The organism is Acidovorax sp. HMWF018, assembly GCF_003061035.1.
GTDB classification, from domain to species: domain Bacteria; phylum Pseudomonadota; class Gammaproteobacteria; order Burkholderiales; family Burkholderiaceae_C; genus Acidovorax; species Acidovorax delafieldii.
On record NZ_QAIM01000304.1, the window covers coordinates 37228 to 49479 of the forward strand.

Consider the following 12252-nt stretch of genomic DNA (forward strand, 5'->3'; position numbering starts at 1 on the left):
CAGGGCCTTGAAGTTGTCCAGCCCCACCCATTCGGTGGACATGCCAAAGCTGTCCTGCATCTGGAACGACTGCACCAGGGCCTGGCCTGCGGGCCAGAAGAAGAACACGCTGATGATGACCAGCTGGGGGGCCAGAAGCACCCAGGGCAGCCATGCAGAGCGGAAAAGTACGCGTTTTTCCATGACGAAACTCTCAAAAAGAAAACCCCGCCGCCCCGTGAACCAAGTGGGTTGACGGGGCGGCGGGCTTTCGATGCCGCCCAGCCGGGTGGCCAGGTGGCATCGACAGATGGGGGACCGTGCTTACTTGTTGGCGCGTGCGAAGCGGGCCAGCTGCTCGTTGCCACGGGTCACGGCGGTGTCCAGGGCTTCCTTGGGCGACTTCTTGCCCGACCAGATCTGTTCGGTTTCCTCGTCGATGATCGAGCGGATCTGCACGAAGTTGCCCAGGCGGATGCCGCGCGACTTGTCCGTGGCCTTGCGGATCATCTGCGTCACGGCCACGTCGGTGCCGGGATTCTTGTCATAGAAGCCAGACGCTTCGGTGAGCTTGTAGGCGCCCATGGTCACCGGCAGGTAACCCGTGCGCTGGTGGCTGGCGGCCTGCACCTTGGTGTCGTTCAGGAAGTTCAGGAAGCTGGCCACGCCCTTGTATTCCTCGGGCTTCTTGCCGGCCATCACCCACAGGCTGGCACCACCGATGGCGGTGTTCTGGGGAGCGCCCTTCACGTCAGGGTAGTAAGGCAGGGTGGAGATGCCGTAGGCAAACTTGGCTTCCTTGGCCACGCGGGCGTACAGGCCCGACGAGCCGGTGATCATGGCGCATTCACCAGAGGGGAAGGACGCATCGGCCGTATTGTTGCGGCCCTTGTAGACAAAGCTGCCTTCCTTGGATGCCTTGGCCAGGTTCTCGAAGTGGCGAACGTGCAGCGGGGTGTTGATCTGCAGTTGCGCGTCGTTGCCGTCAAAGCCGTTGTTCTTGGAGGCGAACAGGGTGTTGTGCCACAGCGAGAAGCTCTCCAGCTGCGTCCAGCTCACCCAGCTGGTGGTGAACGGGCAGCTGTGGCCGCTGGCCTTGAGCTTGGAGGCGGCGGCAAACACTTCGGGCCAGGTCTTGGGCGGCTTGTCGGCGTCCAGACCAGCCTTCTTGAAGGCGTCCTTGTTGTAATAGAAGATCGTGGTCGAGCTGTTGAGCGGGTAGCTCAGCATCTGGCCGTTGGGGGCGGTGTAGTAGCCGGCCACTGCGGACACATACTCGGTGGGTTCAAACTTGAAGCCCGCGTCGTTCAGCACCTTGGCCGCAGGCACGATGGCGCCCTTGCTGGCCATCATGGTGGCGGTGCCCACTTCGAACACTTGCAGGATGTGGGGGGCATTGCCAGCGCGGAAGGCGGCAATGGCGCCGGTCATCGATTCGTCATACTGGCCCTTGTACGTGGGCACGACCTTGTACTGGGATTGGCTGGCGTTGTATTGCTTGGCCAGGTCATTGACCCAGTCGCCCAGCGCTGCACTCATCGAGTGCCACCATTGGATCTCAATGGGTGCCTGTGCTTGCGCAGGTGCGCAGACCGACATGGCAACAGCAGCGCAGACCGCCAGAAGCTTCGTTTTCATGAATATTTCCTCCGAGGATGACGAAAAGCACAAGGGCCGGATGCTATGCAGCCTCTGTGACATTGATATGTCGTTGTCGCATGAGCCCGCGCCCTGCAACAACCGGGGAAACCCCTTGGGGTACCCGTGAGGGGTGCGATTGTGACCTTTTTGTGACAAGGTGTGGCGCATTTGCCGAGGCTTGCAAGGTTTTGTGCAATGCACCATGCTGGTGACTGTTCACATGCGTGTGCAGCCCCGGTTCGTTCGCGCCGTCGCGCGCCGGACTTCCCCTTTCTTCACTCCTTCCCCTTCATCGCCATGGCCACCAATTCGCTCGACAAGAACAAGATCAAGTTTCTGCTGCTCGAAGGCATTCACTCCTCCGCGGTGGATGTGATCCGGGCGGCGGGCTATACGCAGATCGAGACGGTGTCCGGCGCACTGCCCGACGAGGAACTGAAGCGCAAGATCGCCGATGTGCACTTTGTGGGCATCCGCTCGCGCACGCAGCTGACCCAAGAGGTGTTTGCCCAGGCCCACAAGCTGGTGGCCGTGGGCTGCTTTTGTATTGGCACCAACCAAGTGGACCTGAACGCGGCGCGCGAGCGCGGCATTGCGGTGTTCAACGCGCCGTACTCCAACACCCGCTCTGTGGCCGAACTGGTGCTGGCCGAAGCCATCCTGCTGCTGCGTGGCGTGCCCGAGAAAAACGCGGTGGCCCACCGGGGCGGCTGGCTCAAGAGCGCCGACAACGCGTATGAGATCCGTGGCAAGACCCTGGGCATCGTGGGCTACGGCTCCATCGGCACCCAGCTGTCGGTACTGGCCGAGGCCATGGGCATGCACGTGGCCTTCTTTGATGTGGTCAACAAGCTGCCCCTGGGCAATGCCCGCCAGGTGCAGCACCTGCACGATCTGCTGGGCCAGAGCGACATCGTGAGCCTGCACGTGCCCGAGCTGCCGTCCACCGAGGGCATGATCGGCGCTGCCGAAATCGCGGCCATGAAGCCGGGCGGAATCCTCATCAACGCCGCGCGGGGCACGGTGGTGGATATTGAAGCGCTGGCTGCAGCGCTCCAGGCCAAGAAGCTGCTGGGCGCCGCCATCGACGTGTTCCCGGTCGAGCCGCGCACCAACAAGGATGAGTTTGTATCGCCCCTGCGCGGGCTGGACAACGTGATCCTGACTCCCCACATCGGCGGCTCCACCATGGAGGCGCAGGCCAACATTGGCCTGGAGGTGGCCGAGAAGCTGGTGAAATACAGCGACAACGGCACCAGCACCTCGTCGGTCAACTTTCCCGAGGTGGCGCTGCCCGCCCATCCCGGCAAGCACCGTCTGCTGCACATCCACCGCAACGTGCCGGGCGTGCTGTCGGAGATCAACCGCATCTTCTCGGACAACCAGATCAACATCTCGGCCCAATACCTGCAGACCAACGAGAAGATCGGCTACGTGGTCATCGACATCGACGCCGCCTCGTCCGACCTGGCGCTGGACAAGCTGGCCCAGGTCAGCGGCACCCTGCGCAGCCGCGTGCTGTTCTGACACTGTTGCGGGGCCGGTTTCGGCTCTGTCAGACAGCCCCGGCCCGGCAAGCCGCAGGCCGGTGGCTTAAAATCGCGCCCCCACCCCAGGTAGACCCCCATGAATGTACCGATCGCGTTGGCGGCCTTGCAGACGCAGGCCGCCGAGCCTGCCCGACTGCGTGAAATTCCCTATAACTACACCTCGTTTTCCGACCGGGAGATCGTGATCCGGCTGCTGGGGTCCTCATCCTGGGAGGTGCTGGACCAGCTGCGCAAAGAGCGCCGCACGGGCCGTTCGGCCCGCATGCTGTACGAGGTGCTGGGCGATATCTGGGTCGTGCAGCGAAACCCCTACCTGCAGGACGACCTGCTGGACAACCCCTCGCGCCGCAAGCTGCTGGTGGATGCCCTGCAGCACCGCCTGGGCGAGATCGAAAAACGCCGCACCCCCGCAGACGATGCCGAGCGCGACCGTCTCGTCGGTGAGCTGGTCGTCGCCGCGCGACGCGCTGTGGCCGAATTCAACGCCACCTTCGAGCAGGCCGCGCAACTGCGCCGCCAGATCCAGAAAACCCTGGGCCGCCTCACGGCCAAGGACAACATTAAGTTCGACGGCCTCTCCCGCGTGAGCCATGTGACCGACGCGACCGACTGGCGCGTCGAATACCCGTTCGTCGTGCTCACCCCCGACACCGAGGTCGAGATGGCGGGCCTGGTGAAGGGCTGCATCGAACTGGGCCTGACCATCATTCCACGCGGGGGCGGCACCGGCTACACCGGCGGCGCCATTCCGTTGACGTGGAAGAGCGTGGTCATCAACACCGAAAAGCTCGAAGCCATGACCGAGGTGGAGATGCGCCGCCTGCCGGGCCTGGACCGCGAGGTGGGCACGGTGTGGACCGAAGCCGGCGTGGTCACCCAGCGTGTGGCCGATGCGGCCGAGCGTGCGGGCTTTGTGTTTGCGGTGGATCCGACGAGCGCCGAGGCATCGTGCATTGGCGGCAACATCGCCATGAACGCGGGCGGCAAGAAGGCCGTGCTCTGGGGCACGGCGCTGGACAACCTGGCCAGCTGGCGCATGGTCACACCCGACGCCCAGTGGCTCGAAGTGACGCGCCTGGACCACAACATGGGCAAGATCCATGATGTGGAAACCGCCACCTTCGAGCTGCAGTACTTCGAGGCCGACGGCAAGACGCCCGTGCGCACCGAGCGCCTGGCCATCCCCGGCCGCACCTTCCGCAAGGAAGGCCTGGGCAAGGACGTGACGGACAAGTTCCTCGCCGGACTGCCCGGCATCCAGAAGGAAGGCTGCGACGGCCTCATCACCAGCGCGCGCTGGGTGGTGCACCGCATGCCCGAGCACACGCGCACCGTGTGCCTGGAGTTCTTCGGCAACGCCAAGGACGCCGTGCCCAGCATCGTCGAGATCAAGGACTTCATGTTCGCCGAGCAAAAGCGCAGTGGCGTGCTGCTGGCGGGCCTGGAGCACCTGGACGACCGCTACCTGAAGGCTGTGGGCTATGCCACCAAGAGCAAGAAGGGCAACGGTGGTCTGCCCAAGATGGTGCTGATTGGCGACATCGCGGGTGACAACGCCGACGACGTGGCCCGCGTGACCAGCGAAGTGGTGCGCCTGGCCAACACCCGCAGCGGCGAAGGCTTTGTGGCCATCACGGCCGATGCGCGCAAGAAGTTCTGGGCCGACCGCAAGAAGACGGCGGCCATCAGCCGCCACACCAACGCCTTCAAGATCAACGAAGACGTGGTGATCCCGCTGCCGCGCATGGCCGAGTACACCGACGGCATCGAGCGCATCAACATCGAGCTTTCCCTGCGCAACAAGCTCAAGCTGTGCGACGCGCTGACCGAGTTCTTCGAGCGTGGCAACCTGCCCCTGGGCAAGCACGACGCCGACGACGAGGTGCCTTCGCCCGAGCTGCTGCAAGACCGCGTGGCCCAGGCCATCGCCCTGGTGGAAGAGGTGCGCGCCCTGTGGCAGGGCTGGCTGCACGATGTGGAAACGCTGTTCCCCCAACTGCAGGACCACACCCTGCGCGCCAGCTGGAAGACCCAGCTGCGGGCGCCGCTGCAAGGCATCTTCACTGGCGCGGCGTTCAAACCCATCCTGGACGAGGCCGTGGCCATCCACAAGCGCGTGCTCAAGGGCCGCGTGTGGGTGGCGCTGCACATGCACGCAGGCGACGGCAATGTGCACACCAACATCCCGGTCAACAGCGACGACTACGAGATGCTGCAAACGGCACACGAGGCCGTGGCGCGCATCATGGTGCTGGCGCGCAGCTTGAACGGCGTGATCTCGGGCGAACACGGCATTGGCATCACCAAGCTGGAGTTTTTGACCGATGAAGAGCTGCGCCCCTTTGCCGAGTACAAGCGCAAGGTGGACCCGGAAGGCCGCTTCAACAAAGGCAAGTTGCTCCGAAATCAGGAGCATTCAGGGCATATTCAACCAGCGCTTGGTGCCGATTTGGCTTCAAAACCGGAGCTGCATGCCGATTTGACCAACGCCTACACACCCAGCTTCGGCCTGATGGGGCATGAGTCGCTGATCATGCAGCAGAGCGACATCGGCGCCATTGCAGACTCGGTCAAGGACTGCCTGCGCTGCGGCAAGTGCAAGCCCGTGTGCTCCACGCACGTGCCACGCGCCAACCTGCTGTACAGCCCACGCAACAAGATCCTGGCCACCTCGCTGCTGGTCGAGGCGTTCCTGTACGAAGAGCAGACCCGCCGGGGCGTGAGCATCAAGCACTGGCAGGAGTTTGAGGACGTCGCCGACCACTGCACGGTGTGCCACAAATGCGAGAGCCCTTGCCCGGTGAAGATCGACTTCGGCGACGTCACCATGAACATGCGCAACCTGCTGCGCAAGATGGGCAAGAAGACCTTCCGCCCCGGCAATGCATTGGCCATGACCATGCTCAACGCCACCAACCCGGACACCATCAAGCTGATGCGCTCGGCCATGGTGGACGTGGGTTTCAAGGCCCAGCGCATGGCCGTGGACCTGCTGCGCAAGGTAGGCCGCAAGCAGACGGCCAAGCCGCCCGCGACGGTGGGCACGGCTCCGATCAAGGAGCAGGTGATCCACTTCATCAACAAGAAGCTGCCGGGCGGCCTGCCCAAGAAGACGGCGCGCGCGCTGCTCGACATCGAGGACAAGGACTATGTGCCGATCATCCGCAACCCGCGGGCCACCACGGCCGAGACGGAGGCGGTGTTCTACTTCCCTGGCTGCGGGTCGGAGCGCTTGTTCTCGCAGGTCGGTTTGGCGACCCAGGCCATGCTGTGGCACGCGGGCGTGCAGACGGTGCTGCCGCCTGGGTACCTGTGCTGCGGCTACCCCCAGCGCGGCTCGGGCCAGTTCGACAAGGCCGAGAAGATGATCACGGACAACCGTGTGCTCTTCCACCGCGTGGCCAACACGCTCAACTACCTCGATATCAAGACCGTGGTGGTGAGTTGCGGCACCTGCTACGACCAGCTGCAGGGCTACGAGTTTGACAAGATCTTCCCGGGCAGCCGCATCATCGACATCCACGAGTACCTGCTGGAAAAGGGCATTCAGCTGCAAGGCAAGGGCGCCTACCTGTACCACGAGCCCTGCCACAACCCCATGAAGCTGCAGGACTCGATGAAGACCGTGAAGGCGCTGGTGGGCGAGCAGGTCTTGAAGAGCGAGCGTTGCTGCGGCGAGTCGGGCACGCTGGGTGTGACCCGGCCCGACGTGTCCACGCAGGTGCGCTTCCGCAAGGAAGAAGAGATCAAGAAGGGCGAAGCCCAGCTGCGTGCCAGCGGTGCTGTCGGCGCGCAGGACAACGTGAAGATCCTCACCAGCTGCCCCAGCTGCCTGCAGGGCCTGAACCGCTACGAAGGCGACCTGAACAACGGCTTGCTCGAAGCCGACTACATCGTGGTCGAGATGGCGCGCGAGATCCTGGGCGAGAACTGGATGCCAGAGTACGTACACCGTGCCAACAACGGCGGCATTGAGCGGGTGCTGGTCTGATGACCTGCCCCTTGTGCGCTGAAGACGGCGGCGCATTGGTCTGGCGTGGCGAGCGCCTGCGTGTCATCCGTGCGCAGGAGGCGGGGTTCCCCGCCTTTTACCGCGTGGTCTGGAACGCGCATGTGGCCGAGTTCTCGGACCTGGCCGCCGCTGACCGTGCGCATTGCATGGAAGCCGTGACCCTGGTGGAGCAGGCGCTGCGTCAGCACCTGTCGCCCACCAAGGTCAACATCGCAGCGCTGGGCAACATGGTGCCGCACCTGCACTGGCATGTGATTGCGCGGTTTGACTGGGACAGTCACTTTCCATCGCCCGTATGGGCCGCGGCACAGCGGCCGAGCCCCGCAGCGCAAGAGGCCGCCGTGCGGGCCTTGTTGCCCGCGCTGGAAGCGCAGCTGCAGTCCCAGCTGGCGCTGTGGGCCGCCCGGTAACCTTGCTGGCAGCGTGTGCCTGGGCGGGTGGGACAATGGCAGCCGTCGTTCCTGACAACAGTTTTCTCAAGGTGATTCCATGGCAGGTTTGAAAGCGGGCGCTCCCACGCCGCAGGCCCTGACGGTGCATGAACAGTCGCGCGTGCTGGAGGTGGGTTTTTCGGATGGCGCCACGTTCCGCATCCCGTTCGAGCTGATGCGTGTGTACTCGCCCTCGGCCGAGGTGCAAGGCCACGGCCCGGGGCAGGAGGTGCTGCAGACGGGCAAGCGAAATGTGGCGCTCATCAACCTGGAGCCTGTGGGCAACTACGCGGTCAAGCCCACGTTCTCCGACGGCCACGACAGCGGCATCTTCACCTGGGACTATCTCTACGAGCTGGGCCAGAAGCAGGACGCACTGTGGGCCCAGTACACCGAGCGGCTGGCTGCGGCGGGGGCCGACCGTGATGCACCCATGGCGCCCAAGGGTGGTGCAGGGGGCCACGCCTGCGGCAGTCACTGACGCTCTTGGCAGGCCTGTTCGGGGGGGCCGCCGCCAAAAGCCGCACAAGTCCCTGTGCGTCAAGGTGCTATTGAAAATATAGCTATCAGCGCAATATTTGCTTGCGCTAGCGGCTGGTTTTGTTTCAATAGCGTTCTCCAAATTGCGACAGATGCCCCAATTCAGTGCGGGGTTGTCGCTGTACCTCTGGCGTTCACGCGCCTAGCATGATTCTTATGAGCACCACGCATTTCGGTTTTCAGTCGGTGGACGAGCAGGAAAAGGCACGCCGCGTGCGCGGTGTGTTTGATTCCGTGGCCTCCAAGTACGACGTGATGAACGACCTCATGTCGGCGGGCCTGCACCGTGCCTGGAAGGCCTACACCGTGATGGTGGCCAACCTGCGCGAAGGCAGCCAGGTGCTGGACATTGCGGGGGGCACCGGTGACCTGGCACTGGCGTTTTCCAAGAAGGTGGGGGCATCGGGCCGTGTGGTGCACACCGACATCAACGAGGCCATGCTGCGTGTGGGCCGTGACCGTCTCATCAACGAGGGCGTGGTGCTGCCTACGCTGGTCTGCGACGCTGAAAAGCTGCCGTTCCCCGACGCGCATTTCGACGTGGTGAGCGTGGCTTTTGGCTTGCGCAACATGACCCACAAGGACCAGGCCATTGCCGAAATGTGCCGTGTGCTCAAGCCCGGCGGCAAGCTGCTGGTGCTGGAGTTTTCCAAAGTGGCGCAGCCGCTGACCAAGGTGTACGACTGGTACTCGTTCAAGGTGCTGCCCCAGCTGGGCAAGCTGGTAGCGGGCGACGACGCGAGCTACCGGTATCTGGCGGAGTCCATCCGCATGCACCCGGGGCAGGAAGAACTCAAAAGCCTCATGCAGAAAAATGGTTTTGGGCATGTGGACTATCACAACATGACGGGGGGCATTGTGGCCCTCCATGTTGGAATCAAGTGCTGAGCGGTTTGCTCGGTCGATAACGGAGACGGAGAAGTCATGATGAAACTGTGGTCTGTGGTGTTGGTCGCGATGCTGGCGTTTGCGCACGCCGATGCCGACGCCGCGCGGCGACTGGGTGGTGGCAAATCGGTGGGCAAGCAGTCCAGCAATGTGACGCAGCGCGAGTCGGCCACGCCGCCCGCCACGCCGGGCGCACCGGCACAAAGCGCGACCAACACGGCTGCGGCAGCCAAGCCTGCTACCGCCACGCCGGCAGCGGCTCCGGCCGCGCCGGCCAAGAAGCCCTGGGGTGCCATGTTGGGCGGCCTGGCGGCGGGTCTGGGCCTGGCCTGGCTGGCGCACTCGCTGGGCCTGGGCGCGGGCTTTGGCAACATCCTGATGATTGCGCTGCTGGCGCTGGCGGCGTTTGCCATCTTCAAGATGGTCATGCGGTCGCGTAACGGCGGTAGCAATGGCTCGGGCAATGCTGCAGGTGGTGCTCCGTTCGCCTTTCAGGGCGCAGGGGCTGCAACGCCCGCCGCTGCCCAGGTGCCGCCGCAGTACAGCCCCAACAACGTGGGCAACGACGCATCGGCCCGCCCCTGGGAGCGCAGCAGCATGGCATTTGATGCCTCGCGTGCCGGGCAGGGTGGCGTGGGTTCGGGTGTGGTGATCGGTTCGGGCCTGTCGGGCTCGCAGAACTGGGGTGTGCCCGCCGATTTCGACACCGAGGGTTTCCTGGCGGCCGCCAAGCGCAACTTCGTGACCTTGCAGGGCGCGTGGGACCGCTCGGACATCGCCACCCTGCGGTCCATGATGACGGACAACATGCTCGATGAGATCCGCACCCAGTTGACCGAGCGCGAAGCCCACCGGGGCACGCAGCCCAATCACACCGATGTGGTCATGATCGAAGCGCAGCTGCTGGGCATCGAAGACCTGGGCGACGGCTACATGGCCAGCGTCGAGTTCTCGGGCATGATCCGCGAAGAACCCTCGGCCGGGCCCAGCCCCTTCCGTGAGGTCTGGAACATGACCAAGCCCAAGGCGGGCAACACCGGCTGGCTGGTGGCAGGCGTGCAAGCCCTGCAGTAAACACCGCCCACGGGGCCCCTGCGTGCCAGGGGCATTCCAGTTCAGGGAATAATCGGGGACTATGGCAACACCACAGTCCCCTTTTCCTTTTCTGGACGGCCTCTTCGAGCGCCTGGCAGCCGGCCCGCAGCCCCCGCAATGGCTGGTCCACGAGGTGCAGCAGCGCCTGGTGCTGTTTCTCAACCATGTGCTGATGCAGGAGAAAGAAGCCACGGACCGGCTGGTGCGCCAAAAGGGCCGCATCGCCAGGGTGCAGTGGCGGGCCTATTCCCTGTCGCTGGTGATCACCCCTGCGGGCCTGTTCAACCTGGCGCCCGAATCCGCGGTGCCAGACCTGCGGCTGGAAGTGACCGATACCTCCCCCATCACCCTGGCCCAGGCTGCGTTGCGAGGCGACAAACCCTCCATCCGCATTGAAGGGGATGTGCAACTGGCGGCCGAGATCAACTGGCTGGTGGACCATGTGCGCTGGGATGTGGAGGAAGACCTGGCCCGCGTGATTGGCGATGCCCCTGCGCATACGCTGGCGCAGTTTGCCAGCCGGGCTGCGCAGGCGCTACGCCAGTTTGTGGGTTCGCGCATGGCTGCCGCCAGCGCGGCGTCTTCTGCAGTGGTCGTGTCGACGGCACCGGTGGCGCCCGGCGCGCCGGCGGCGGCGCCACTGTCACCTTCGGCTGGTTCGGACCGGGCCGACGCATGAAGCGCTTCTTGCGGGGAGCGGCCATCCTGTGGGTGGTGTTCCGGTTCGGCCTGGATGGCTTGCTGCTCGACAGCTTTCAAAAGCCGTGGCTGCGCATGATCTCGCGCATCGTGTCCATCGGGCGCAATCTGGATGCACCGCGTGGGCAACGCCTGCGCGAGGCGCTGGAAAGCCTGGGACCTATCTTCGTCAAGTTCGGTCAGGTGCTGTCCACCCGCCGCGACCTGCTTCCGCCCGACATTGCCGACGAACTGGCCCGCCTGCAGGACCGCGTGCCGCCGTTCGACCCTGACATCGCCATCGCCACCATCGAGCGTGCCTTCCGTCGTCCGGTGGACGAGGTGTTCACCTCTTTCGACCGCACACCGGTGGCCAGCGCATCCATCGCCCAGGTGCATTTCGCCACGCTGCGCGACCGCCAGGGCATTGAGCGCGAGGTAGCCGTCAAGGTACTGCGGCCTGGCATGCTGCCGGTGATCGAGAAGGACCTGAGCCTCATGCGCATGATGGCGGGATGGGTGGAGAGCCTGTCTGCCGATGGCAAGCGCCTGAAGCCCCGTGAGGTGGTGGCAGAGTTTGACAATTACCTGCACGACGAACTGGACCTGGTGCGCGAGGCTGCCAACGCTGCGCAGCTGCGCCGCAACATGACCGGGCTGGACCTGGTGCTGATCCCCGAGATCTGCTGGGACTTCTGCCACCCCGAGGTCATGGTGATGCAGCGCATGAACGGTGTGCCCATCAGCCAGATCGACCGCCTGCGGGAGGCCGGTGTGGACATCCCCAAGCTGGCGCGCGACGGCGTCACCATCTTCTTCACCCAGGTGTTTCGCGACGGGTTTTTTCACGCCGATATGCACCCGGGCAACATCCAGGTGAGTCTGGAGCCTGCCACGTTCGGCCGCTACATCTCGCTGGACTTCGGCATCGTGGGCACGCTGACCGAAGTGGACAAGGAATACCTGGCGCAGAACTTTGTGGCGTTCTTCCGGCGCGACTACAAGCGGGTGGCAGAGCTGCACATCGAAAGCGGCTGGGTGCCGCCCGAAACGCGGGTCAATGACCTCGAGTCGGCCATCCGCGCCGTGTGCGAGCCATATTTTGACCGCCCACTCAAGGAAATCTCGCTGGGCCTGGTGCTGATGCGGCTGTTCCAGACCTCGCGCCGCTTCCATGTCGAGATTCAGCCCCAGCTGGTGCTGCTGCAAAAGACCCTGCTCAACATCGAGGGCCTGGGCCGCGAGCTGGACCCGGACCTGGACCTGTGGAGCACGGCCAAGCCCTTCCTTGAAAAGTGGATGCTGGAGCAGATGGGCCCCCAGCGCCTGTGGCGCGAGCTGCGGGCCGAGGCGCCGCACTATGCGAAGCTGCTGCCCGAGCTGCCACGACTCATCTACGACGCGCTGCGCCAGCGCCCGGCAGACCACGAGCCTGCAC

At 64.4% G+C, this 12252-nt stretch carries 8 protein-coding genes and 2 pseudogenes; 8 read left to right on the plus strand and 2 right to left on the minus strand.

Annotated elements, in window-relative coordinates:
* Together DBR23_RS32270 and ugpB are read right to left on the minus strand one after the other, a co-directional pair.
* Positions 1-291: pseudogene (locus tag DBR23_RS32270) on the minus strand (hypothetical protein); the annotation flags it as partial.
* A gap of 12 nt (positions 292-303) precedes the next feature.
* Positions 304-1617 carry a sn-glycerol-3-phosphate ABC transporter substrate-binding protein UgpB gene (gene ugpB, locus DBR23_RS11585; protein ID WP_056060369.1) on the minus strand — a complete coding sequence of 438 codons (1314 nt, stop codon included), beginning with the start codon at positions 1615-1617 and terminating at the stop codon, positions 304-306.
* Between the two features lie 300 nt (positions 1618-1917).
* Between ugpB and serA the strand changes: the two genes are divergently transcribed.
* The 8 genes and pseudogenes from serA to ubiB all read left to right on the plus strand — a co-directional run.
* Entirely contained in the window at positions 1918-3147 is a 1230-nt protein-coding gene (gene serA / locus DBR23_RS11590) for a phosphoglycerate dehydrogenase (protein WP_099731082.1), read from the plus strand.
* A 99-nt stretch (positions 3148-3246) separates the two neighbouring features.
* Positions 3247-7161, plus strand: a complete 3915-nt coding sequence (locus tag DBR23_RS11595) for an FAD/FMN-binding oxidoreductase (RefSeq protein ID WP_108498342.1) — start codon at positions 3247-3249, stop codon at positions 7159-7161.
* Positions 7161-7592, plus strand: coding sequence for an HIT family protein (locus tag DBR23_RS11600; protein ID WP_108498343.1), 432 nt, complete (start codon positions 7161-7163; stop codon positions 7590-7592). Before DBR23_RS11595 ends, DBR23_RS11600 begins: the two co-directional genes overlap by 1 nt.
* 79 nt (positions 7593-7671) lie before the next feature.
* Positions 7672-8094 (plus strand): gamma-butyrobetaine hydroxylase-like domain-containing protein, encoded by a 423-nt coding sequence (locus tag DBR23_RS11605; protein WP_099731079.1) that lies wholly within the window; start codon positions 7672-7674, stop codon positions 8092-8094.
* Positions 8095-8309: 215 nt separating this feature from the next.
* Positions 8310-9041 (plus strand): bifunctional demethylmenaquinone methyltransferase/2-methoxy-6-polyprenyl-1,4-benzoquinol methylase UbiE, encoded by a 732-nt coding sequence (gene ubiE, locus DBR23_RS11610; RefSeq protein ID WP_056060384.1) that lies wholly within the window; start codon positions 8310-8312, stop codon positions 9039-9041.
* 36 nt (positions 9042-9077) lie between these two features.
* Entirely contained in the window at positions 9078-10115 is a 1038-nt protein-coding gene (locus DBR23_RS11615) for a Tim44 domain-containing protein (protein WP_056060388.1), read from the plus strand.
* Positions 10116-10176: 61 nt separating this feature from the next.
* Positions 10177-10815, plus strand: coding sequence for a hypothetical protein (locus tag DBR23_RS11620; protein ID WP_108498344.1), 639 nt, complete (start codon positions 10177-10179; stop codon positions 10813-10815).
* Positions 10812-12252, plus strand: a pseudogene (gene ubiB / locus DBR23_RS11625) (ubiquinone biosynthesis regulatory protein kinase UbiB); the annotation flags it as partial. The gene DBR23_RS11620 and the pseudogene ubiB, both read left to right, overlap by 4 nt.